Source organism: Stenotrophomonas sp. 28608_Sma (assembly GCF_056486185.1).
Genome location: NZ_CM151308.1, coordinates 1,938,117 through 1,959,715 on the forward strand (window position 1 = coordinate 1,938,117; position 21,599 = coordinate 1,959,715).

General features: G+C 60.2%; 22 protein-coding genes and 1 other RNA gene. 10 read left to right on the forward strand and 13 right to left on the reverse strand.

All coding sequences use genetic code 11. From position 1 onward, the window contains the following. Positions 1 to 33: 33 nt before the first annotated feature. Positions 34 to 2,055 (reverse strand): esterase/lipase family protein, encoded by a 2,022-nt coding sequence (locus ACZLHH_RS09115; protein WP_180844924.1) that lies wholly within the window; start codon positions 2,053 to 2,055, stop codon positions 34 to 36. A 153-nt stretch (positions 2,056 to 2,208) separates the two neighbouring features. On the opposite strand from ACZLHH_RS09115, the gene ACZLHH_RS09120 reads away from it, so the two are divergent. Continuing rightward, a complete protein-coding gene (locus ACZLHH_RS09120; protein WP_107432381.1) occupies positions 2,209 to 2,670 on the forward strand; it encodes a methyltransferase family protein in 462 nt (153 codons plus the stop codon). A gap of 14 nt (positions 2,671 to 2,684) precedes the next feature. Here the strand turns inward: ACZLHH_RS09120 and ACZLHH_RS09125 are convergent, their stop codons facing one another. After that, positions 2,685 to 3,170 (reverse strand): hypothetical protein, encoded by a 486-nt coding sequence (locus tag ACZLHH_RS09125; RefSeq protein WP_107432380.1) that lies wholly within the window; start codon positions 3,168 to 3,170, stop codon positions 2,685 to 2,687. A 93-nt stretch (positions 3,171 to 3,263) separates the two neighbouring features. Continuing rightward, positions 3,264 to 3,734: a redox-sensitive transcriptional activator SoxR gene (soxR, locus tag ACZLHH_RS09130; protein WP_049423593.1), complete on the reverse strand. Its 471-nt coding sequence runs from the start codon at positions 3,732 to 3,734 to the stop codon at positions 3,264 to 3,266. Positions 3,735 to 3,842: 108 nt separating this feature from the next. Here soxR and ACZLHH_RS09135 point away from each other — a divergent pair, with 108 nt between their 5' ends. Then, a complete protein-coding gene (locus ACZLHH_RS09135) occupies positions 3,843 to 5,276 on the forward strand; it encodes an MFS transporter (protein ID WP_107432379.1) in 1,434 nt (477 codons plus the stop codon). A gap of 48 nt (positions 5,277 to 5,324) precedes the next feature. On the opposite strand, the gene ACZLHH_RS09140 is transcribed toward ACZLHH_RS09135, so the two are convergent. Next, the gene (locus ACZLHH_RS09140; protein ID WP_223224726.1) at positions 5,325 to 6,830 is read right to left on the reverse strand and encodes a S8 family serine peptidase; all 1,506 of its coding nucleotides are present in this window, start codon (positions 6,828 to 6,830) and stop codon (positions 5,325 to 5,327) included. Positions 6,831 to 7,319: 489 nt separating this feature from the next. Between ACZLHH_RS09140 and ACZLHH_RS09145 the strand changes: the two genes are divergently transcribed. Next, positions 7,320 to 7,895: a hypothetical protein gene (locus ACZLHH_RS09145; protein WP_478478769.1), complete on the forward strand. Its 576-nt coding sequence runs from the start codon at positions 7,320 to 7,322 to the stop codon at positions 7,893 to 7,895. Between the two features lie 203 nt (positions 7,896 to 8,098). Here the strand turns inward: ACZLHH_RS09145 and ACZLHH_RS09150 are convergent, their stop codons facing one another. Then, on the reverse strand, positions 8,099 to 9,847 hold the full coding sequence (locus ACZLHH_RS09150) for a type 4 pilus major pilin (protein ID WP_478478770.1): 1,749 nt from the start codon (positions 9,845 to 9,847) through the stop codon (positions 8,099 to 8,101). A gap of 2 nt (positions 9,848 to 9,849) precedes the next feature. Then, positions 9,850 to 10,179: a conjugal transfer protein TraD gene (locus ACZLHH_RS09155; RefSeq protein ID WP_080355294.1), complete on the reverse strand. Its 330-nt coding sequence runs from the start codon at positions 10,177 to 10,179 to the stop codon at positions 9,850 to 9,852. 355 nt (positions 10,180 to 10,534) lie between these two features. Between ACZLHH_RS09155 and ACZLHH_RS09160 the strand changes: the two genes are divergently transcribed. After that, entirely contained in the window at positions 10,535 to 12,256 is a 1,722-nt protein-coding gene (locus ACZLHH_RS09160; protein ID WP_478478771.1) for a MobA/MobL family protein, read from the forward strand. A gap of 850 nt (positions 12,257 to 13,106) precedes the next feature. On the opposite strand, the gene ACZLHH_RS09165 is transcribed toward ACZLHH_RS09160, so the two are convergent. Both ACZLHH_RS09165 and ACZLHH_RS09170 read right to left on the reverse strand, forming a co-directional pair. Further along, positions 13,107 to 13,517, reverse strand: a complete 411-nt coding sequence (locus tag ACZLHH_RS09165; protein ID WP_478478772.1) for a hypothetical protein — start codon at positions 13,515 to 13,517, stop codon at positions 13,107 to 13,109. Between the two features lie 62 nt (positions 13,518 to 13,579). After that, positions 13,580 to 13,939 (reverse strand): helix-turn-helix domain-containing protein, encoded by a 360-nt coding sequence (locus tag ACZLHH_RS09170; protein WP_313770477.1) that lies wholly within the window; start codon positions 13,937 to 13,939, stop codon positions 13,580 to 13,582. Between the two features lie 245 nt (positions 13,940 to 14,184). Between ACZLHH_RS09170 and ACZLHH_RS09175 the strand changes: the two genes are divergently transcribed. The 3 genes from ACZLHH_RS09175 to ACZLHH_RS09185 are packed head-to-tail and all read left to right on the forward strand — an operon-like array spanning position 14,185 to position 15,366. Continuing rightward, positions 14,185 to 14,499: a hypothetical protein gene (locus ACZLHH_RS09175; RefSeq protein ID WP_478478773.1), complete on the forward strand. Its 315-nt coding sequence runs from the start codon at positions 14,185 to 14,187 to the stop codon at positions 14,497 to 14,499. Positions 14,500 to 14,509: 10 nt separating this feature from the next. Further along, positions 14,510 to 14,809, forward strand: a complete 300-nt coding sequence (locus ACZLHH_RS09180; RefSeq protein ID WP_478478774.1) for a hypothetical protein — start codon at positions 14,510 to 14,512, stop codon at positions 14,807 to 14,809. 35 nt (positions 14,810 to 14,844) lie between these two features. Then, positions 14,845 to 15,366, forward strand: a complete 522-nt coding sequence (locus tag ACZLHH_RS09185; RefSeq protein ID WP_478478775.1) for a hypothetical protein — start codon at positions 14,845 to 14,847, stop codon at positions 15,364 to 15,366. A 57-nt stretch (positions 15,367 to 15,423) separates the two neighbouring features. On the opposite strand, the gene ACZLHH_RS09190 is transcribed toward ACZLHH_RS09185, so the two are convergent. The 5 genes from ACZLHH_RS09190 to ssrA form a co-directional block, all read right to left on the reverse strand. Continuing rightward, complete coding sequence (locus tag ACZLHH_RS09190) at positions 15,424 to 15,861, reverse strand: hypothetical protein (protein WP_478478776.1); 438 nt, start codon at positions 15,859 to 15,861, stop codon at positions 15,424 to 15,426. 73 nt (positions 15,862 to 15,934) lie between these two features. Beyond that, positions 15,935 to 16,525 carry a hypothetical protein gene (locus tag ACZLHH_RS09195; protein WP_478478777.1) on the reverse strand — a complete coding sequence of 197 codons (591 nt, stop codon included), beginning with the start codon at positions 16,523 to 16,525 and terminating at the stop codon, positions 15,935 to 15,937. Between the two features lie 264 nt (positions 16,526 to 16,789). Then, a complete protein-coding gene (locus ACZLHH_RS09200) occupies positions 16,790 to 17,803 on the reverse strand; it encodes a hypothetical protein (RefSeq protein ID WP_478478778.1) in 1,014 nt (337 codons plus the stop codon). A gap of 46 nt (positions 17,804 to 17,849) precedes the next feature. After that, positions 17,850 to 19,235: a site-specific integrase gene (locus tag ACZLHH_RS09205; RefSeq protein WP_478478779.1), complete on the reverse strand. Its 1,386-nt coding sequence runs from the start codon at positions 19,233 to 19,235 to the stop codon at positions 17,850 to 17,852. 304 nt (positions 19,236 to 19,539) lie between these two features. Next, positions 19,540 to 19,932, reverse strand: a transfer-messenger RNA (tmRNA) gene (gene ssrA / locus ACZLHH_RS09210). A 196-nt stretch (positions 19,933 to 20,128) separates the two neighbouring features. On the opposite strand from ssrA, the gene ACZLHH_RS09215 reads away from it, so the two are divergent. The 3 genes from ACZLHH_RS09215 to ACZLHH_RS09225 all read left to right on the forward strand — a co-directional run bounded on the left by ACZLHH_RS09215 (position 20,129) and on the right by ACZLHH_RS09225 (position 21,587). After that, a complete protein-coding gene (locus tag ACZLHH_RS09215; RefSeq protein ID WP_258014098.1) occupies positions 20,129 to 20,356 on the forward strand; it encodes a hypothetical protein in 228 nt (75 codons plus the stop codon). A gap of 64 nt (positions 20,357 to 20,420) precedes the next feature. Further along, the gene (locus ACZLHH_RS09220) at positions 20,421 to 20,873 is read left to right on the forward strand and encodes a GNAT family N-acetyltransferase (protein WP_258014099.1); all 453 of its coding nucleotides are present in this window, start codon (positions 20,421 to 20,423) and stop codon (positions 20,871 to 20,873) included. A 141-nt stretch (positions 20,874 to 21,014) separates the two neighbouring features. Beyond that, the gene (locus ACZLHH_RS09225; RefSeq protein WP_032128284.1) at positions 21,015 to 21,587 is read left to right on the forward strand and encodes a hypothetical protein; all 573 of its coding nucleotides are present in this window, start codon (positions 21,015 to 21,017) and stop codon (positions 21,585 to 21,587) included. Positions 21,588 to 21,599 lie beyond the last annotated feature (12 nt).

Sequence of the window (21,599 nt, forward strand, 5' to 3'; positions counted from 1 at the left end):
GGCGATGAGGGTTTTCCCCTCATTCGCCCCCTGCTATTTCACCACGGCACCGTGCTGTTGCATGTCTTCATGCAGGATCCGCCGCAGTTCGACGATGGCCGGCGTGGCTTCCTGCACGCTGTGCCCGGACACGATCACCTTCTCCGAATCCGCGTGCGGAAGGTGCGAGCTCCAGTAGGGCACCAGCCCGTCGTCGGTCTTTTCCAGCGGGCCGTCGGCCTTGGCGCGCGCGATGATCGAGTGGTAACGCACTTTCGGTGCCATCGGCAGGTCGGCCACGGCGCGCACGAAGGGATCGTCCTTGTCCAGGTTCTGGATGCTGTTCATCTGGTAGCCGTGCTTGCCGTCGTTGCGATCGATCTTGCCGTCGTTGGCGATGGTGGCCACGTCCTCCAGGACGGTCAGTGGCAGCCGTACCAGGCGGCCGATCCAGCGGCCGAGGCGGGTGCTCGCCACATCGGTACCGCGGTGCGGCGTGGCAATGAACACCACGCGCGAGACTTCCGGTTCCGGCAGGAAGGTCAGTACCGGCGCGCCCTTGGTGCGCAGCAGCTCCTGCTGCGCAGGCGTCATCTGTGCGGTCGCCAGCAGGGTCTCTACCAGGTGGTCGCCGGAAGACGACACCATCAGCCGTGAGATCACCCCACCCATGCTGTGCCCGACCAGCACCATGTCATGCGAGGCCTGCGCCTTGCCGGTGGGGTCGAAGTGCTTGAACACCTCATCCAGCGTATGGCGCATCGCATCGTGGCTCATCGCGATGGGCATGTTGGTCGGGTAGTAGAACTGCCAGATCTGGAAGTCCTGGCGGATCTCGTCGTCGCGCATCAGCTCGTTGGCGACGTTGACCCAGGCTTCCGGGCTGCTGGCCAGGCCATGGATCATCAGCAGCACGCGGCGGTTCGGGTCGTAGGGCTGCATCATGTACAGATGCGGCGTGTCGATGCCGCCCTTGCCACCGAACAGCGAACGCAGCGATTGGTGGCTGAAATTGGAGCGCGCCAGCCACAGTGCGTAGCCTGCGGTGAAGTTCGCGGCCAATGGCACCTGCTGCCCATGCAGGGTGACTTCCGTGACCTGGTAGGGATCGTGGATCTCCAGTTCCGGCTCGTCGTCGTGCAGTACTTCCCACAGGTTCTTTCCGGAGAAGCGCAGCAGCACCGTCATCGATGGCGACGGCATCTCGCTCCAGCTCTGCGCGGCCGAGGTGCTTGCCTGCGCGGCGGGCGTCGCTGCCGAAGGCGGGGTGGCCGTGCTGCCAGCCGGATCGTTCATCACCGCCACCAGTTCGGCACCGAAGCCATCGCGGCGATGCACGCTGCGCAGCGTGCCGGTGAACGACAGCGAGGCTGCCGGTACCAGTTCGGTGGGCGTACGCGTATCCAGCGGTGCTGCTTGGCCCGACGGCGCCAGCACGAACGTCCAGCGGCCCAGCTGGAAGTGGCTGGCTTCACCATGCACGCGCCCGGTGGCATAAGCGTTGTACAACTGTACCGAGGCTTCCTGCACGGCCAGGTTGTAGTAGTCGCGCACCTGGGTCTGGCGGTCTTCGAAACCGCGCTGGTTGGCCGTGCGCTCGGTGAAGAACAGGTAGGCGTAGGCCTGCCGCGCGACCTGCATCCACGCGTCCAGGCGCGGCTGGAAGTCCGCATCCAGTTCGGTGATCGCGCTCTTGGCACGGCCTGACGTGGAGTACTCGCGCTTGGGCGCGGGCAAGGTCATCGCATACTGCAGCCACAGCTCGGCCAGGCTTGAGCGCTTGTCCTCCTCGCGCACCACGATGCTGCCTTCCATGGCCTCGATGCAGGGCAGCCCTGGCTTGGCGCAGACGCCTTCGTCGAGGCCGGCGACGCGCAGCGTCTCCATGGTGGCCGAACTGAGCTTGCCGGTGGTCAGGATGTCGCCGCGTTTCAGGGCGATGTACTGGCCGGGGGTGACCGAGGCCACCTGCACCGACGGCCCGAACTGGCGCAACGTCGCGCAGCCGCCCAGGGTGAGCAGCACGGTGATGATGAGGGTCGTGCGGCCGATGAAGCCCAAGCCCGTGGTTGCCATACGATCCTCCTGCGCGGTGGCGCCACTCTAGCGGTCGGCATGTCAAAGCGGAAGATACCGGGCGGTCGGTTTGGAGCGCGGAAATGCCGCCAACCGGGCGATTCAGGCATTCCCGTGTGACACTGGGGTGAACAGGATGAATGCGGGGCTGCGATGCGATGGCTTGAGACCCGTGTTCCTCCGCCTCTTGTGATGCTGTTGTGCGCCGCCATCGGCTACATGGGCAGCCGATGGCAGCCGGGCGGGGCGCTGCAGCTACCCGTGCCGGAGTTGCTTGCGGGTCTGGTGATGGCCTTCGGCGTGTTATTGAACCTGCTGCCGAAGCTGGCCTTCCGGCGCGTGGGCACCACGGTCAACCCCCTGCGGCCAGCGACGTCGAGCGTGCTGGTCACGCACGGCGTGTACCGCTACACGCGCAACCCGATGTACCTGGGCCAGGCCACTGTCCTGGCAGGTGCCATGCTGTACCTGCAGAATCTGACCGCACTACTGGCCGTGCCGCTGTTCGTGCTGTACATCAGCCGATGGCAGATCATGCCGGAAGAGCGGGCACTGTCGGCCCGCTTTCCGGAGGCATACGCAGCCTTCCGCCAGCGCGTACGGCGCTGGCTCTAGCGCGGGTCAGGCCGTCACGGTGTGATCTGGCACTTCACGGCAGCGGAATAGCCTTCGTAATCATCACCGGCAATCACGTGCAGGGTGTGGTGCTTGTCGATGCGCTTCACGTAGGACGGTGCTTCGGTGTTGGCGTATTCGTTGACCGTGGTCACCGACCAGGTCTTGGCCAGGCGCTTGGGGTCGACACCGTTCAAGTAGACGAAGATGCTCTTCTCGCCCTCGGCGACATTCACGTCGGCATGGGTGACGGTACCGCCGAACAGGGCGACCGGCGTGGTTTCCGGCTCGAACGTGCCGCCCGGCTTTCTGGCCAGGCCGGCTGCCTGCAGGGCATCGATGGCCTCGGCTTCGCTGAAGGTCGAGCCTGCCTTGCAGGCCAGCAGGGCTTCGAGTGTTGCGGTGCCGGGCGGCGCGATGGCGGGTGCAGCCGCGTGCGCAGCCGGGGCCGCGGCACAAGCAGCCAGGAGCAGGGCAGAGGTGATGATCACGGTTCTCATCGCAGGTCCTTCTGTAGGTAGTGGGCAGCAACGCGGACGGAGGATGCCGCCTCATTGTGCGATGTTCCAGTCAGTGCCGCGTGCAGCAACGGATCATGGCACGCCCCGGTCGCCGTCGTCCGATTCAAGCAAGACGGCGCCGTCGCCGCGTTGTGACAACTGGTCGCCAGGGTTTCGCAACGGACAGTCCTTCAGTGACAGGCAACCACAGCCGATGCAGCCGTCGAGCTGGTCGCGCAGCTGGACCAGGCTGCGGATGCGCTCGTTCAGCATGTCGCGCCAGTTGCTGGACAGCCTTGCCCAGTCCTTCGAACTGGGCGCCCGTTCGGCTGGAAGATCATCCAGCGCGATCTTGATCGTGGCCAAAGGAACGCCCGCCCGCTGTGCGACCTTGATCACGGCAATGCGCCGCAGCACGTCGCGGCGGTAGCGGCGCTGGTTGCCGTTGTTGCGCCAGCCATGGATCAGTCCCTTGGCTTCATAGAAGTGGACGGTGGCAATGCTGACCCCGCTGCGACGCGCGACTTCGCCCACGGAAAGCGGAACGCTGACATCGATCTTCATGGCCGGGGTTCCTTGACCTCATCAATACATGAGGTTTTATAAGGCAGTTCCCTTTTTCCTGCATGTGAACCCTGGGCTGCAGGTCATGAATCATAGGTTTGAACGAAAATGGAACAGCAACACATCGCCGTCCCCGGCACCCGCTGGGGCGATCTCCTGTCCGGCCGCAATGCAGTGCGCTCACTTGCCCTGGCGGGCGGGGTCGCACTGCATGCGGTGAACGTCTACATCGCCACCACCATGTTGCCAACCGTGGTGGAGGACATCGGTGGCCTGGATCTCTACGCATGGAACACCACGCTCTTCGTGGTCGCGTCCATCCTGGGGTCGGCATTGTCGATCAAGCTGCTTGAACGTGCCGGGCCTCGTGGAAGCTATGCACTGGCGACGCTCATCTTCGCAGCCGGTGCCGTGATCTGCGCGCTCGCGACCTCGATGCCGATGATGCTGGTGGGGCGGCTGGTGCAGGGTGTCGGCGGCGGCTTCCTGTTCGCACTGGCCTACGCCATGATCCGGCTCGCGTTCGAAGAACCGCTCTGGCCCCGCGCGATGGCCCTGGTTTCGGGGATGTGGGGCGTGGCGACGTTGATCGGGCCTGCGGTGGGCGGCGTCTTCGCCGAATGGGGCGTATGGCGGGCCGCATTCTGGTCGGTCACCGCGGTTGCCGTGTTGTTCGCGCTGCTGGCGTCGAACGTCCTTCCGCAGAGGGAGGCATCGTCGTCAGCTGCGGCCAGGTCCTCGGTCCCGTGGCTGCAGATCCTGCTGCTGACCCTGGCCGTCATCAGCGTCTCCCTTGGCAGTACATCCTCGAGCGCAGTCAACAATTTCATTGGCATCGTGATGGCCGTGTTCCTCGCAGTGGTGCTGGTGAGGATCGAGTCCCGCGCGAAGCAGACGCTGCTTCCTTCCGGCGCTCTCCGGCTCCGCTCGCGGCTGGCCGCGTTGTATGGGCTGATGTCGCTGCTGGTGGTGATGATCACCAGCGGCGAGGTCTTCGTGCCACTGTTCCTGCAGGTGCTGCATCAGCAATCACCGCTTGCTGCGGGCTACCTCGCGGCGCTGATGGCGGCCGGTTGGACGCTCGGGTCGTTGGTCGGCTCCGGCTTCAGCGGGCGCGCCGTTGACCGGGCGTTGATGATCGGCCCGGCGCTGGGGTGGGTGGGCATGATCGGGCTGGCGCTGCGGGTGCCGGCTGCGGGCAGCGGTACGTGGTTGCAGATGGTGCCGATCTGCGTGGCGCTGGCCGTCATCGGGATCGGCGTGGGTCTGGCTTGGCCTCACCTGCTGACACGTGTTCTGACCTCTGCACCGCCGGAGGAACAGGAGCGCGCCGGTGCGTCGATCACCACCATCCAGCTGTTCGCCACCGCGGCCGGGGCAGCGCTTGCCGGGATGGTCGCCAATGCAGCGGGACTGATCGAGCCGGGCGGGGCCGAGGGAACCGCGCGTGCGGCCCGGTGGCTGTTTGCCACCTTCGCGTTGGCGCCGATGCTGGGCATGCTGCTGGTGAAGCGATGCCGCTTTCCGGCAGACGTGAACTGAGGAACGGAGGAGGGCGCAGCGACCTTGCCGGGCCGCTGCGCCATGCCATCAGTTGCTGGCTGCCTTCACGGCTTCGGCCGCGTCAATGATGCCTGGCCCGCAGCCACCCGGGCAGTTCGCTGCGGCGATCGGGTGCGCAGTGCGACGCAGGATGTCCTTGACCTGGTCGGTGGTCTTGGGCACCGGCGCCACCGCTTGCATCAGCGCGACGATGCCAGCGACGTGAGGCGCCGCCATCGAAGTGCCGGACATGAAGTCGAAGGCGTTGTTACCCACCGTGGACAGGATGCCCTGCGCCGGATGCTGACGGGTCGGGGCGCAGTTGGCCTGGCTAGGCGGCGTGGCCAGCGGCAGGAACTCGCCGACGGACGCGCGGCAGGACCAGGTTTCACCACCGGGTGCGGTGATATGGATGCCTGCGCCATAGTTGGAGTAGAACGCGCGTCGCCCGCCCTGATCGTTGGCAGCCACCGCGATCACGCCCTTGCAGTTCGCCGGAGCAAACTCGGACACATCCAGATTGCTGTTGCCGGCGGCGACCACCACGATCGTGCCCTGCGCGGTGATGTCGTCGATTGCATCCTGCTCGGCCGGCGAGCAGGCGCGGCGGCCGCCCAGGCTGAGATTGATGACTTCGGCCGGGTTCGCATTGGCCGGGACGTTGGGCACGTTGATACCGGCACTCCAGAGCATGCCATCGATGATGTCGGCGGAACCGCCATTGCCCTGGTTGCCGAGTACGCGTACCGGCACGACCTTCGCGTTGTAGGCCACGCCGGCCACGCCGATCTGGTTGTTGGTCACCGCAGCGACCGTTCCGGCGACGTGGGTGCCGTGTGCGATGCCCGAGGCATCGAAGGCATCGGCGTCGCGTCCATCGCCATCGTCGGATCCGCCACAGCCGGGATTCATTCCGCCGATGATGCACTGCCAATCACTGAACGGACGGGTCGACGAGATCATGTCGTAGCCCGGCAGCAGGTTGGCCTGCAGGTCGTTGTTGTTGAGGTAGCCCGAATCGACCACAGCCACCACCACGCCCTGGCCAGTGGAGCGATCCCACGCGCCGGGCAGGCGCGCGCCACTGGTCGGATTGCTGTAGTGCCACTGCTCGCCGTAGCGTGGGTCGTTCGGTGTGGCGAATGCGCTCATCATGTAGTTCGGCTGCACATACTCGACGTCCGGATCGTCGGCGATGCGCTGCATCAGGATCTGCGCTTCCGGGAGGTCCAGTGGCTTGTCCGTGGTGACCACGTCGGCCCCGCCGCCCATGCGGCGTTGATGGGTTACGGACGCAGCTGCTGGCGGTGCGTTGCCGATCGAACGCTTGCTGCGCTGCTGGACGCCGAGGCGCTTCTTCAGCGCATCCTGCGCGGTGGTGGCGGAGACGCGCTTGCTGCTGCCGTCCCGGTACTTGACGATGAAACTGCTGTACTGCTCGTTGCTGGCCATGCCTCGCGTCCATACCCGTTCGGTGGGTTGGGCGAAGGCGGGGGCGCTGGCCAGGACCAGGGTGATGGCGCTGGCAAGGGAAACCCGAAGCGACGTACGCATGGATACAGTTCCTTTGTGGAAGATGTGTCGAGCAGGCCGTGCCCTTCGGGCTCGGCTTGGATGTGAAGGGTGCAGGTGTCCCGTGGTCTCCTTTTGATGGCGACCAAGGACGAACGGCTTCGCGGACACATCCCCCCCAAGGAGAGGGGGGGAAATTTCTGAAGTGGTTTAGTGATGTCGAAAGCGAGAGAAGATGGCGGTTGCCGACATTGCTTGACGGCATCGGACCGCGATTGCGCCGGGGCGTCGAACTTCGCAGCGGCGTAGAGCAGCCAATAAAAAAGCCCGGAAACCCACGCTGGTGGAATTTCCGGGCTTCTCCGGTCCTTGACGAACCGTTCGTTGGTGGAGGTGGGCGGAGCCATTTGCGCCCATTTGCAACCTATTGAAAGCAAACGATATTTGGCTTCCAGAAGGTGCAAATTTTGATGCCTCTGATGATACCCGGCATGGGGCCGAGGTGCAAAGCACAACTGCTTAGGAGCAGTTGTGCGTATTGCATCGGTGATGGTGGTGTTGACCATTTGGCTTGGAGCGTGTGGTGAGGCACTGGCGCAGGCCGGTTCAATTCCGCCAGCCGGAACCAAACAGGGTTGGGAGCGCCAGCATCTGGGCGACCATGTCAGCGAACCCGGCGAGACATTACCGGACTTCCTCCGACGCACCGGGCGAGTGCTTCATGACTACACCCGCCAGAGCGGGAACGAGGCCTGTGGCGCGATTGCCAGCGACGACCAGCGTTTTTCCCTGCGCCTCTACACAGATGGCGTGCCACACGGCTGTGCCATACGGACCAGCGAGGTGATGGAAGGTTCTGCTTTCACCGGCGAAACCATCCACAGCCATCCTTGGCAGAAGGTGCTGACGATGACACCGGCCGCCAGGGCGTGGAGCCATTTCTACAAAGACGGCAATGCCGGGGCCCCGACCCTGCGCAACGACGGAGCAGTAGGGTTTAGCAGAGCCGACCGCGCTAACGGAGACGGTTGGCTGATTGCTGGCGGGCGGTTGCTGCATCTGGTCAACGGAACGACCGAGCGCCTTGGCCCGGTCTCCACGGAGTGATGCAGGTCCATGGCTTGACAACGCCTTGAGCTGCCTTAGATTTGGAACGTCGGCAGTTCACTGCCCTATGGGCAGCTTAGAGAAATTAGAGAAATTGCTTTGCCCGCCGATACCCAAAGCCCTCGCTAACGCGGGGGCTTTGCTTTTTTGGCTTGGCGCGGCTTGGCCCGGTCTCCCTCTCCACGGAGTGAACCAATGGCCGTTTACTGGCATTGGAACTCGAAGGCTGACCAGTCCGATGCGCCCACGGTCTGCCAGTAGAACGCCGAGCCAGCTCCGACCACATCACAGGCGCACTCTGTTGGCCAATTGACTGGTCCGGTGCTTGGGGAGCCAAATCCAGGCATTGGAGTCAGCTTCTGTTTAAGTGCGGCGACGCAGGTCCGGCGCTCTGGGGTCAATGCCTGTTCTTGAGGCCTCGCGAGGCCGCCCGAAAACGTGGCGTCATCGTTGGTATTAACGCTCTGCGTGCAGTGAAATTGGTCAGCGAGGAACTGCGACACCGAGCAGAACACGCCCCATCCGTAAAGCCCACCGTCGCCCCAGGAAATCCACGATTTTCCGGTGTAGGTCGGATAGGTTCTTGCCGGAGGTGCCGGGGGCGTGCAGGTGTTGGAGGTGGTAACCCAGCCACTGGATGCCGTGTAGGTGCCGCTCCAGCTCTCTGAGGTGCTCGATACCGGGGACCCGGTCGCGGCTGGGCAGGACCAGGACGTGGTGCGCGTGCCGTTTTCAACGCGGTTGCGTTGTTGCCAGTGCTGACCTGCCTGCCCAGCCGGGCAACCCACATTCTGGCTCTCTGCTGGCGCGGCGCGCGTGATTGCAACGCTGATTGGCGGCGCAGGCGTGCAAGCGGGAGCACAGATACTCGCTGCTGCCGGTAACCAGGCTGACCATGGTCCCGTCAGCGCGATTGGGCTTGCGAACGGGTCGGGGCATGAATACGTCGTAGTGCGGGTGCGGGTCTGCGGAAAAGAAGTGGCGCCACTGATGGTGATAGTGCCTGAGGGACAAAAGCCCGTTTGCGCCGCGCTTTCGCTCAACGGTAATGGCGCTGAGCAGACGGGTGTGATGACGGGAGGCACAATAGGAGGAGTGACGGCGGGTGGCGCCGGTGGTGCGGTTGGAATTGGAGATTGAGCGGCGATTGGCACGCATAACGCCAGCGGAGACCAGCAAGCAGGAGCAGCTACCGAATTCCAAATAAACGAACAAGTTTGACCCGCAGGTGTCGTTCCTGTGGCTGGAGCCGTGGGAGCCGCTGCGCAGCCAGGAGATGGAGCAGGTGGAGTAACAGCTACGGGCGGTGGCGCCACCACCGGCGCCGGTGGTGGCGGAGCTGATGTTGGAGGGGGCGGTGGCAGTGCAACGGGCGTGAGAACTTGCGCTGACAGGCCAGTAGCGCCGCCGTAGTATGTGAACGCGAGCCGCGCTGCATTCCTGCATCGTTGAGTCGCGGCCTGGATGTCCAATATGGTCGGACGATGATTATTGCCGCGATTGAAGACCGATGTGTCGTCTATTTCGAGGTCATACATGCCTCCACTCGCTGCAGCAGCTAGCTTTAGGCACGCACGCGTTGGAACCGCATGGTAAACAATCTTCAACCCTGCGTTGGGGCGGCCATCAATAGTGGCAGGCTCAAGAATAACGGGTTGCGCCCATCGGCTCGTTAGGCCAACGCCAGAGTTCATTGAAACGGGTGGAACGCGGTCGGCAATAGCCTGAGCGGTTGTCAGTCCCGCATAGGAGCCGAGCGCTCCATAAGTCATGTCTGCATTTCGAGCAATGGTGTGAATATTCGCTTGTTCCGCGCGAACATCTGCGTTGTTTGCCGATGACTGATAGATAGCGAAAGCCGCACCGGAAAGTAGTGTCATAGCGCCTATTGCCAGCATCACCTCGATCAATGAGATGCCACGTTGCGAATGTGGGCGACTTGATGGCTTCATGGTTAGCGCTTCTTTGCGCGGGATGCTTCTCGCTCGGCTAGATGCATTCGCCCGCGCGTGCGCATCTCATTTCGTTGTTGAACGAAGGCCGGCTTTGAGATGTGCTCTCGATACCCAAGTAGTAGGCCAACAAGCTCAGCCTCATCCAATGAATCAGCCCCAGCGGCGATGACCGCGCCGCCCAGGAGAATCTTGCGGTGCGCGTCTGCTTTGCGTTCGCTCGCTCTTGTCTTTGCTTTTGATCTTTGCTCGGCCAGCATCTCCCGTGCTTTCAATTTTGCGAGACGCTCAGTGGCGGCGGTGATTTGTTCTTGTATAGAGCGTGTTGCCATTGTTGAGTTCTCCTAATGTCCTACACCTCATGCAAGCAGAAAATCGGCTATTGGCAAGTCATCGACTTGTCATACTGCAATTCCCTGTCATCCTGAAATAGAGGGGCACAGGCGAGCGAGAGCGAGCCAGCCCCAGCGGGAAACGCGAGCGAAGCGAGCCCCGGTCTCTTGCCCGAAGCCGTCACGAATAGTGGCGGCAAGGATCAAAGCAAGAGCGCACTTATGGTTTCCCTGCGGGAAACCGTGCGCCGGGGCTCCGCCCCAGACCCCGGCCCGCTTCGCAGGCCGCCCCCGATGCTAGCCCCCTCGGGGGGCGTCGCCAAAAACAAGAATAGGAGCAAGGACAAAAATAGAAATGGCCATTTATCACGCCACCGTCAAAGCCTTTTCGCGCGGTAAGGGTCATTCCTCTACTGCCGCTGCGGCGTATCGTGCGGGCATTGTGATTAATGACGAATTGACCGGTATCAAACACGACTACACAAGGCGCAGTGGCGTTGCCTCAGTTGATATGTTGGCCCCGCAAAATGCCCCCGAATGGGCGCGAGATCCGGTCGCCTGTTTCAATCGCTCGGAAATGGCCGAGACCCGGCTAAACGCCAGGACGGCGCGAGAGCTTGAAGTTGCTCTGCCTGCAGAACTGAACGAAGCGCAGCGTCGTGCGCTCGCATGCGACTTGGGTCAGATGTTGGTTGACCGCTATCAGGTTGCGGTGCTTGTTGCAGTCCATGAGCCCGATAAGAAGGGAGATGAGCGAAATCACCATGTGCATCTCCTGATGACACCGCGTCAGATCGGTCCTGATGGCCTGGGTCCACGTGCATGTGCTGAATTTGATGCGCGTGGCGGCGCAGGTCCGGAGGCTATCCGCATTCTTCGTGAAGCGGTGGCTGACCGTATCAATTCGCATCTGGAACGAGCACAGGTCGCTGAACGTGTCGATCATCGCAGTCTGGCTAAGCAAGCGCATGCCGCCGAAGCCGATGGCCATATTGGGTTCGCAGCCGTGCTGGCTCGCGAAGCCACCCAGCATGAGGGTAAGGCAGCAACCGCAATGCGTAGGAGGGGGGAGGATAGCGAGCGTGGCACGATAAACAACCAGATTAAGAATGCCAATCGCGTTGAACTGGGTGACTACCTGGAACGCTTGGAACAGGAGGGAAGGGTGATGGCGACGCCACGCTCCCATACGCAAGAAGCAGCTCAACGTGAGAGGGTTGCAGCGGCTGGAAGAGAAGTGCGGCAACCACACCTCGGGCGGTTCGCGGTGGCGCCCCCACGAGCGCGGACAAGGCCAGTATCAGTAGCGCAGCGAGCTAGGCGAGTGGGGTCAGGCGTCTCGCGCTTTCCGTCAAGTCTCAAGCCAGCCTTGATGAAGGCGGCTAGCCGCCTTCGTAGCAAGATTGCAAACAAGCAAGCAGACGAGGCCATGGCTCGTTACGAAGCCGAAATAGAGCAGCTGGAGATGGAAGCGAGGCGGCTGTGGCTGGAGGGTATAGATGCCACCGTTCGGCAAAGTCTTTCGACGGTCGCCAAGCTCTTTGACATGTCGAGCAGGGCGGGCGCCTACCCCCAGAGGGCGTCATACCGAAACGATATGCGCGAGCTTCACAGTTCATTGAAACAGGTGGCTCGTGACACCACTCGGTGGGAGCGCAGGCTACAGGCCGAAGTTAAGGCAGACATTTCACTCACGGAAGCCAAAATGAAATTGGAGACATGGGAAAGGAAAAATCCCAAGCCGTCGCTCTGGAGCGGTAGTAGGCGCGATTGGGCGCAGCGGCGTCGGAGTGGTGAAGAGCGCATTGAGCGGCGCAGGATGCGGCGCGATGCTGCGCGTCTAGCTACAGGTCCGGAAGCACAGGTGAAGTATGCGGCGCAGGCAGCTGCGAGTGTAGAAGCTTTGGATAAGCTCGCAGCATCAATGCTGAAGCGCTGTCCAATCACTGCCGATACAGCACAGTTGCACAAATCGCAGCGCCCTGGAGCAACCTCAACGCGCACGATTACGGAGCAATTGAACGATAGCCTGTTGCAGCAAAGGGACCAAAGAAGATCTCGCGGGCCTCGCGTCTGAAGCTAGAAAAACAATGCCCCCGAATACTCTTCGGGGGCATTGACAGAATTGGCGTTGGCCTCATGCTGTTTTTTAGCGGCAGCGCGTTGTTAACAGCAACGGCTGCGAGTAGGTAGAAAGCAGCTCTACACACCCAGGCATCGGCCCCAAGCAACAACATAGCCGACATCGGGAAGAGCGCAACCCCTCGCAACCCAGCTGGAACCAATGGCTATCGCACGGAGGTCCGATTAGTTCGCGCCCGGTGACAATCCGGGGCTATCCAACACCTACGGATAGCGGCCTTAAACCGTGGAGGAATACGTCCACATCCGGCAGCATGGCTTCTGCGTCGCGGAGGTTCCAAGGCATGGGTTCCCTAGCTGGTCTTGGATTGTGTGCCCCGTCTCGGGTCGGCCATGTATGCGAAGGGCAAGATTGGAGAGCGTCAGGCGACAGCCTGATCACGGGGCAAAGCCCATGGGAGAGACGCCAGTGAATGCTGGTGGCAGGACCCCAGCCCCGGCGCCATGTCAGGCGTGAACCTGCCGCAGCTGTGTATTGACAGTGATCACAGCGCCGACGATGGTCCTCTGCCCAGGCAGGAGTAGACCGACCCGGCAAAGGTCCCCAGACTCGCTTATTGCGGGCTGGGGGAGACTTTGCCTCGGTCGGTCGGCGGTTAGAAGCAAAGACCGAGGCAAAACAGCGGGCCCATAGTGCCCTGAGTCAGCAGGAAGATGTATTCTGAATCAGATGGCGGAGGTGGCCTTTTCCGTAAAAGAGCACTTGCAGTTCTTCAGCAGAAAAACGGAGCGGGCCAAGAATTTTCGGGCGCCGACGAATTTTTCAATGCTCGGCTAAAGAGACATCAGATCTGACCCCAAGGAAGGAAGAAGCGTTGCCCTACCTTCAGGCCGCGAATTCGAGCTTGCCAGTCACTGATCTGCTTAATGAAGGTATCGACGGGATAGGCAGAGTGCTTGCATGCTGCTATTGAATTTAGAAGCTCATTGTTAACTTCCATCAAGGAAACTCCGGCGCGCTTGTGCTTGAGAAGGAAGAGCTCGGATGCTATCAGGTGAAGTTCTTCACTCTTATCTGAACTGATGATCTGTGTGTTACTGGCATCGCCCATGTAGTTGATTGATCGAATAGCTCGAAGTGCCTCGTATTTCAGCGCATTGAACTTTGAGAGCTTGGCCATCAGCAAGCCCGAGTAGTATCCAGCGGCCGTGCCGGGAATCAATGCCATCAGGAGGTCGTAGGCGAGGCTTGCCATTAGGGTCTTCCTTGCTGGCACCTAGGCATAGCGTAGGAAGTCGCTAGGCCGTTCGGTGCGCGTCACTTGCTAGCGGGGGCGAGGCTTTTTAGAAGCGCCAGTGCTTCTTTCTGTTTTCGGGCATCAAGCTGTGTCAGCACCAAGATTGCCTCCGCAACCACGTCAGAGGCAGCAAGGAAGTAAGCGGCTGGGAGATCCAGAAGCTCCGCGAGCTTCTCAATGGTCTCTAGATCAGGCTTATGAAGGCCCCTCTCATACCTGCTGATGCGGGGCGCAGTGGTGTTTGGGTCATCCACTCCCATCAATAGTTCCCCTAGCTGGGCCTGAGTCCAGCCCTTGGCTGCGCGTGCGGCGCGGAGGCGTTGGCCAAGAGCAGTGGTTGTTGGTAACGGCGCGGGCATTCGGGGCAGCAAGAAGGGCATTGACTACCCGAAGTGTGCCCGCCTAAGCTTAGCTGGTCATTTGCATTGAACGCAAATATTCGTTGGGCGAGGAGGTGGTTATGGATATGAGGTGCTGGGCATTGGTGGGTCTTCTGGCGTTCACTGCTTCTGCTGACGCTATGCCCAGCCTGTCGTGCCAACTGCAGACTGGCCAGTTCAGGGTGGATGGGGGAGGGCGGCCGAAGGTATCCGCTTTCATTTGGGCCACGGGTCATGGCTCTGCAATGCCTACTGGCCCCATCCGAACCAGGATCGGCCGCATCGACTCCGTCGAAGGCCGGGACTACAAACGCGCTATCAAGCTCGATGGAAAGCCGGTTCTGCTGCCTCCCGAAGCGCATAGCGTCATTGGCTTCGGCAAGGTCTATGACTTCAAGGATGCCGTCGCTCTGGTCTATCTAGGGGAGCGAGAGGAGGACTCCTCTGCGCGGCCTAGTCAGATCGTGATCGTCATCAACAAGGCCGGGTCACTGATTGATAGCGAAGTCCTACCTGGCACTGCAACGAATCCGGGCAATCACTGCCTACTCATCGACTGAAGGAACACACATGAAGAAGCTTTGGACGCTTTCCGCTACTGCGCTGCTGGTTGCTTGCTCGGGTGGTCCTGGGAGCGGCGATGTTGAGAAAGCCTTGGCCGTGTATTTCAAGGAGGCGATGGGAACGACGATGACGTTTGAGCACTTGAAGGTAGGAGAGTGCGTGCGTGGGGACAGCCCCGGCTATGCGTGCAGTGTCACCGGAACTGCGCGGTATCGGCTGGGCACTCGCACTGAGCAACAGCAGCTTGTCGGCACTTTCGTCATCGACAAAGTTGGCGGCAACTGGACTGTTGTAGGCCGTCGCTGACCCCGGTCCTCTCCAACCATCGCTAGGAAGCTCGTATGTGGACCTTGTTCAAGGCAGTCCGCTGGATCATCACCGGTCTTGCACTTTGGTGGCTGTGCGGTGTGGTGTTCGAAGAGGGCACGACGGCTGATGGGGTAGTCTTCGGCCTGATGCTGTTCGGGCAGCTGGTCTTCTGGCCGCTTGCGCTGCTGTGGGGCTTGCCGTGGCTGTTCCGTCGCCGAACTCCAAAACTGAAGAAGCATAAGCCTGAAGAGTTCGAGCCCACGGTATCCCATGATCACATTGCCTTGGACGTGGGCAGGGACACTATCTGGGTTCGGGACCCCGTGAAGGGCGAGCGCTACCTGCGGCGGTCTGAAGTGCTCGCCATCCGCACTGGGGAATACAACTACAAAGGAGTGGTCACCCATCGCCTGGAAGTCCAGGTGCGGGACGTTGTTCACCCGCTCTGGCTGGTTCCTTTCGTGCGCCACTCGGACCGCTGGCTTAGGAGCACAGCGGCCAATGAAGCCGAGCGAGATGAGTGGTTCGTAAGGTTGAAGGCTTGGGTTTCCTAAGTGTTGCATTCCTCTCGCTTCAATCGCGCTACAGGGCGGCGCTTTTGAATGGTGAGTTCATTTTATTGAATCAACGATAAAAACTAGATCAGTGGCGCCGCTGCTATGGGGTAGGCCGGCTGATAGCTTTCCGGTAAGGGTCGCATGGCGTTCAATGCTTCTTTGTAATTTGGGAATTAGCTCGTTCGTTTTTGCCTTGAGAGTGATGTCGTATTGATGTCTGGCGATTGAGTTTTCGTCGTCTTTGTCCTCGGATGGAAATGCTGAGATTCCCCTGTCAAGATGGATATACAGATATTGCTCCGGTTCTGATTGATTGGGTGAGGACAGATAATTTGCATGGCCCGCCTTTATTTTTCCCCTCAGTTCGATTGACTTATCATACTCTACGACGCTGACTGCACTATCTTTTGGGGTGGCGTGCGCCACTCCCGAAAACAATAGGGGGGATAGGGCAAGAAAGTTCTTGATAGCACTTTTTACTGCGATCTTCATTTTGGCTCCGATACAATATTGCCCGGACTGACTATTCAGTCCGGGCATTGGCGCTGAGAACTATTTTGAAATGCTACGGGTGTTGGATGGGGCCAATGATCACAGAGCCAGGCGGGCCCCATCCCTGAATGAATCCGGGGAATCCGAAGCCACCATGATCGGGAGTTCCGCTATCCGGGCCGCCTCGATTCGGATCGTCTAGTCCGCCTTCGTCAGTCATTAGAATTGATGATCCCTCATGGTGAATTATTCCCTGGGTGACGTAGTAGAACTCCATGTCCGTGAGCTTGCTTAGCGGCTTGTCCCAGTCGAGCTTCCCGCCGTTCTTCGTAATCCAATCTTTGATTTCGTCGCGCTCAGTCTCTGCCTGATGCGGATGTCGTTCATCATTTGGATTATATTTTTCAGAGAACATGTTGTTGAACGTGTATGCGCCATAGTTGTGGTCAAGAAGCGCATACAGTGCCTTTCGGCCATCTACATATGTGGGGAACGTAGCAAATCCATTCTTTTCGCCGTTCGCTCCATGTCGAGTGGCAAAGGCGCCAGCCTTGATGTTTCCAGGGTTGTTGTAGTTCGGATCCTTTGATTTGTCCATGTTGCTGATGAAGGTATGATCTGTCACTCCACCCTCGGTGGCGCCTTGGGCTATCGATGCTGTCATGAGTTAAGTCCTTCAGTGCATAGAGATGTGTTAGTAAATGCTCAGCTGCCTTGTCACATCTCGATGCTACGGCTGACATGGTTACCGATTGATGTCACCCGGCGTCTCGCGCTTGGGATCGGTTCATGCGCATTTTATGATTGTGGAGGACGCTTTCCTTCGGAAGTTGTCTGGTGCGGCAGTGAGGCGGTCGATAATTTCGAGCGGTATGAGTGGTGGCTGGGCTTAAGGCTGGGATCAGCTGGATCTGGCGCCGCAGGAACGTTAGCCCTGCGTCGGTGCAGGTTTCGGCGATACTTGTCTCAATCTATCGAATTCATTCTTCAGTGATTTCTGGAATTCTTGATTGATTGTGAGGGACAGAGCTGCCGCGTTCTTTATCTCCAGCTCCTTTCCTCCCCCGGAGCGGCCAACATATATTGGCATGAGGTCAACAAGGCTGGGTAACAGGGCAATTCCAGCCTCTTCATTCAGTTCGAGCCAAGAGTCATCTGTGCCGAGTCCCTGGATGAGCGTTTTTGCAAAGTCGGTGGGGGAGGATTTGTCGGTAAGCTTGATCCAGTTATGCGTAAATGATTCATCTTCGAGTTCTCTAGGGAGCGCGTCGGTTATGTTGGAAATGGGTATGCATACGGCCTTTCCATTAAAGTATCCGATGTATTTTATCCATTTTACGTTTTTGCATTGGGAGGTTAGTTCCTCGCTAGTCGCATTGCCTGCCTTGGCTTTGGCTCTTTGGATACTTTGGGGTAGATCAATACTCGGGCTGCTAGTGCGGACTTCTTGGAAGAGGACTGAAGTTCTGACGAGTCGAACCATTTGCGCTTCTCGCCAGGGGGTGCCTGGTTCAGGCATTTTCGGGCGTCGGTGAACGTCTAGCTTCCATTCTTCGCGGCTTGCGTCCTCTTCGTCGCCCTTGCATTGACCATTCTTTGCTTGAAACAGAGCAATGCGCATTTTTCCGCCGGGTCTCCAACACACCATGGCGAAGTCAGCTCCAACGTCAGATTCGTTCAATAGCGTTTCATTGCCCGCTTTTTTTCTGTATTGCGTCCAGGACAAGGGGGGGCTCGCGTTGGGGTCAATGTGGCATAGCGCTGCGACGATAGAGAACGATGTTGTAAGTCCACCTAGGAAACATGCCGTCAATGCTTCTTCGTCGAGACTGGTGGCTTGGGCGAGATTTTCGAAGGATCGGCGATGAAGCTCAGCAGCGAGTAACAATGGGTCTATCGGCGCGGGCTGTTTTGCAGGTGATTTGTAGGATCCACGTTTCATGAATTTCACTATTGGCCGTTGAGAAGAGGGTAGGCAGACGAATCTGCTAACGCTGGGCTCGGTCCAAGGCTCGCCTTCGCATTTGGGCTGCGCTATTAGCGTTACGCCTTCTTGCTGTGATATGCGCCTTTTGAAGCGAACTCAGAGCATCTCCATGCATGTAAGTGGGGAGGTTGCCAGGAACGGGTAGAAGGGCGATAGCATCGGCTCGGGCATGAAGAGTAGGAACTTGGACGTAGGTGCCGAGTTCGCCTGGCAACTGGGCAAGGTGACCGGTGATGGCTGCGACGATTGGATTTGGTATACCGGCATACACTAGTCGTGTGCTAGCAGTGTGTCTGAATGAGTGAAAGCCGAAGCCTGGCTGTGCCATATCCAGTTTGGTCAGGTAGGCGCGGAACTGGTCGCCCAGGGCGTCGCCGTAACCGGCCTTCTGATGCCATGGCAGTTGAGGGAACACTCGATCATGTCCTGCGGCGGTGACATCCTGGATGTAGGTCAGAAAGCCAGCTCTCAACAGTTCTGGGTGGAGCGGGATGAAGCGTTGGGAGTTTGCGTTTTTTAGCTTCTGATCTTTGCGTATAGCGCGGATGTGTAAGCCCCATATGCCGCTGACCTCTGCCACGTCTTGGACATAGAGCTGGGCGATTTCGTTTACGCGTGCGCCGGTTCCTGCGCCAAGCAGCGTTCCCCAGTAGCGGTCTGGACGCTCTTGGGTCCATGCCAGAAAATTCTTCAGATCAAAGATCTGATCGATCTCTTCAATTCGGAAGGGGCGCCTGGGCAGCACGGCCACAGATCTGGAGGCATTCTGGCGCTTGATCCCATCCAAAGGGGAGCGGGCGATCTGACCGCTAGTGACTTGAGCATTGAGAAAGCTGGCCAGTCGGTCGCGGTGCTTTCCCAGTGTTCTGTCCGACAGTCCCGCAATCGTCTCGCCTTTGGCGCGCTGTCGCTTGACCGTGGCGATGATTTGAAGCGCTGACAGGTCCTTGTAGGCTGCTTTTTTCCTTGCGTTGCTGGGCCAGTCGTGAAGCCCGCCAAGAAACGCACGCACATGCGTCTGGCTCACCTGCGACATTGGAACGTCTGGGCCAGCAATTTCTTTGAAGATTGTCAGCGTATTTTCGCTGTCCAGCAGGTTGCCGCTTGAGGTCTTCGCATTCCTCAAATCCTGCAGATACAAGTCAATTCGCGTAGCGAGACTGTCGTTTGGGACCGGCTCGATGATCGAGGGCAGTGTGGCGTCGCGAGTTGCAAATTGGGTGGAGGACAAGCCATTGATGGCGTGGAGCAGTGCTTGGGCATCATCCTGACCATTGACTTGGAGGTCAGTTAGTTTGGTGCCGTTGGGCAGCTCGATGTTGCCGGTCCAGCGGTCAATGGTTCCGGCCAAGGCCCTCAGCAGGGCGTCCCGATCCTTCTCGGTCATTGGGCTACGTCTGATGCGGTCGAATGCCTGAGAGAGTGCCACAGCGGCGCTTGCGGCTGTAAGCCGCATCAGATCGATTGAAGCAGGGGGCAGGCGTCGCACCAGATAGCGGGAGCCAATAAGGGGCTGCAGATCCGTAGGCACAAAAAAACGGACGTATAGCCCGCTCGGTCTGCGTAGGAAAAATGGCTTTGGCACGGAGTGATACCTACTTTGATACCTGCAGACAGGCTCAGTTCGTGTATCACTCCGATGCCAAAACCCTTGCAAAATCAGCCACTTAGTGATAGATTTTGCAAGCAGTTGGTGGAGGTGGGCGGAATTGAACCGCCGTCCGAAGGCACTCCATCCCCAGCACTACATGCTTAGCTCACCGTTGAATCTCATCCCCGAGCAGCACGGTGTGCAAAGCGCACCCGGGAACCAGCCTGTTGTGTTCTAGTGCCGGACTGACAGGCAGCCGCCCAGCGCGATTCCATGATAATGACTCTACGCTGCGAGCATGGACACAAGCAGTTTCGAGGCTCCGCCTAAGTCGGCAGAAGGTCACGCACCGCAGTTTTTAGGCTGCGAGAGCGACCGGAGCGTAGTTGTCGTCGTTGGCAACTAGAGTTTTGCAGCTGGATTTACGAGGAAAGCTACCCCCTCGGCATGCGCCAGGCGACTTCACAACCCCCGTCGAAACCAATGCACCCCCGGTTTCTTCAAGCATTGCAAGGCTTTGGGGCCAATGCCGTCATAAAAGCTGACACTGACCCTGCCCAACGAGACGGATCTTACGGCAATCTTCCTGAACAGTCACGCGGGTGAGCGTCCGGTTCCCAGCTGTTTGGCACGTTGCGATCCCTTGGGACGCCGAGCTCGAATTTCCGGGCATCACTCCACGGGGGCTCATGGCCATTTCCGTCAGCCCCGGCAACTGGGGACAGTATCGGATCGGGCAAGAGGTGCGCGGTGGCATGCTGTTGGCTGAATCGTCCTGGTACATCCAGCCACACGCAGATCAGGCGGCGAAGGCCCTCGCGGCAGCGTTTCCGGCAACAGGTCCTGCATCAGGGCTGCAGGCCGATCTGTTGTTGAAGGCAGTGGCATCGGTCTGTGCTCAAGACGGGCCGCAATAGCGCCAAACGCTGAAGCGGGCCGGCGTAGGTGCGATCAGGCTTGATAGCATCCAGATTCCTGAAGTTGAGCCAGTGGAAGGACGCCATGACGCTAGACGTTGCAGTAACAGATGAACCCAGCGACGAAGCGCTGGAGGTGATTGGCACTGGCTTGGACCAATTCAATCTGGAGGCTGCAGGGTATGCCGATCGACGCGCGCTGGCGGTACTGGTTACCGATCCGGCCAGCGGCAAGGTGGTAGGGGGCCTTACCGGGCGAACCTCACTGGGCCTGTGGTTCGTGGATCTGTTTCATCTGCCAGCGGCCCATCGCGGCAACGGGCTGGGGTCGCGTGTGCTGAAGGCCGCAGAGGATGAAGCGCGGCGTCGCGGTTGCCGTTCCGGCGTGCTGTACACCCTCAGCTTCCAGGCGCCCGACTTCTATGTGAAGCATGGATGGATCGTGTTCGGCCGGGTGCCATGCGATCCGGCCGGCACATGCAGGGTGTTCCTCAGCAAGTATCTGTCGGTGGGGTGAGCGCTGCGGGCGAGCCGCGCGTCCTGTCAATCCGCAACTTGTTGTAGAGCGTCTGTCATAGCGGATTGCTAACTTCGTGGGCACGAATTTGCGACACACTGGCGATGACCATCCGAGCCAGGACAGACACGGAGACCATGGGTGACCGATGCAAGCCAACAACGCAGCCTGCGGCAGCTGATCGGGCCGGTCGGTGCCGACTACCAGCGGCGTGCGTTGCCGCCGGGCTGGGTCTGGGCGGTGCTGGCGGTGCTGCTGGCGGCCACCTGGGTGACGGAGTTGCCGGCCACGGCTGCGGCGGCACTGGTCGCCAGCGCGGTGGTGGTGCACTGGTCGCAGCGCGGCCGCATCCATTGGCTGGGGTGGCGCCTGCCGGGCCTGGCAGTGCTGGCCGCCCTGTTGTGGGGGCCGGAAGTGCTGTCGCAGTGGTTCGAGCACGGGCTGGCTGTGGTGCTGATGTCGCTGGCCAGTCTCAGCATCGGCGTGCATGTGTGGCAGTCGCGACAGATGGCGCGCCAGCTGCAGGGCGCGGCCGATGCACTGGACGACGCCCAGTTGCTGGCGTTGCTGCCGGCTGATGCCGCGAACCTGGCCCAACAGTGGCGCTTGGGCGATGACCGTTACGCACCGGAGCTGGCGGTAGTGATGCACCTGGCGGTGATGCACGCGGCGCTGTCGCCCCGGATGCGCAGGCAGGGCATGCTGGCGGGGTGACCCGCCTTTTGT

Bases quoted from the DNA above. Each gene is read 5' to 3' on its own strand.
- ACZLHH_RS09115 (WP_180844924.1), bottom strand. From the start codon at position 2,055: ATGGCAACCACGGGCTTGGGCTTCATCGGCCGCACGACCCTCATCATC.
- ACZLHH_RS09120 (WP_107432381.1), top strand. From the start codon at position 2,209: ATGCGATGGCTTGAGACCCGTGTTCCTCCGCCTCTTGTGATGCTGTTG.
- ACZLHH_RS09125 (WP_107432380.1), bottom strand. From the start codon at position 3,170: ATGAGAACCGTGATCATCACCTCTGCCCTGCTCCTGGCTGCTTGTGCC.
- soxR (WP_049423593.1), bottom strand. From the start codon at position 3,734: ATGAAGATCGATGTCAGCGTTCCGCTTTCCGTGGGCGAAGTCGCGCGT.
- ACZLHH_RS09135 (WP_107432379.1), top strand. From the start codon at position 3,843: ATGGAACAGCAACACATCGCCGTCCCCGGCACCCGCTGGGGCGATCTC.
- ACZLHH_RS09140 (WP_223224726.1), bottom strand. From the start codon at position 6,830: ATGCGTACGTCGCTTCGGGTTTCCCTTGCCAGCGCCATCACCCTGGTC.
- ACZLHH_RS09150 (WP_478478770.1), bottom strand. From the start codon at position 9,847: ATGAAGCCATCAAGTCGCCCACATTCGCAACGTGGCATCTCATTGATC.
- ACZLHH_RS09155 (WP_080355294.1), bottom strand. From the start codon at position 10,179: ATGGCAACACGCTCTATACAAGAACAAATCACCGCCGCCACTGAGCGT.
- ACZLHH_RS09160 (WP_478478771.1), top strand. From the start codon at position 10,535: ATGGCCATTTATCACGCCACCGTCAAAGCCTTTTCGCGCGGTAAGGGT.
- ACZLHH_RS09165 (WP_478478772.1), bottom strand. From the start codon at position 13,517: ATGGCAAGCCTCGCCTACGACCTCCTGATGGCATTGATTCCCGGCACG.
- ACZLHH_RS09170 (WP_313770477.1), bottom strand. From the start codon at position 13,939: ATGCCCTTCTTGCTGCCCCGAATGCCCGCGCCGTTACCAACAACCACT.
- ACZLHH_RS09175 (WP_478478773.1), top strand. From the start codon at position 14,185: ATGCCTACTGGCCCCATCCGAACCAGGATCGGCCGCATCGACTCCGTC.
- ACZLHH_RS09180 (WP_478478774.1), top strand. From the start codon at position 14,510: ATGAAGAAGCTTTGGACGCTTTCCGCTACTGCGCTGCTGGTTGCTTGC.
- ACZLHH_RS09185 (WP_478478775.1), top strand. From the start codon at position 14,845: ATGTGGACCTTGTTCAAGGCAGTCCGCTGGATCATCACCGGTCTTGCA.
- ACZLHH_RS09190 (WP_478478776.1), bottom strand. From the start codon at position 15,861: ATGAAGATCGCAGTAAAAAGTGCTATCAAGAACTTTCTTGCCCTATCC.
- ACZLHH_RS09195 (WP_478478777.1), bottom strand. From the start codon at position 16,525: ATGACAGCATCGATAGCCCAAGGCGCCACCGAGGGTGGAGTGACAGAT.
- ACZLHH_RS09200 (WP_478478778.1), bottom strand. From the start codon at position 17,803: ATGAAACGTGGATCCTACAAATCACCTGCAAAACAGCCCGCGCCGATA.
- ACZLHH_RS09205 (WP_478478779.1), bottom strand. From the start codon at position 19,235: ATGACCGAGAAGGATCGGGACGCCCTGCTGAGGGCCTTGGCCGGAACC.
- ACZLHH_RS09215 (WP_258014098.1), top strand. From the start codon at position 20,129: ATGGCCATTTCCGTCAGCCCCGGCAACTGGGGACAGTATCGGATCGGG.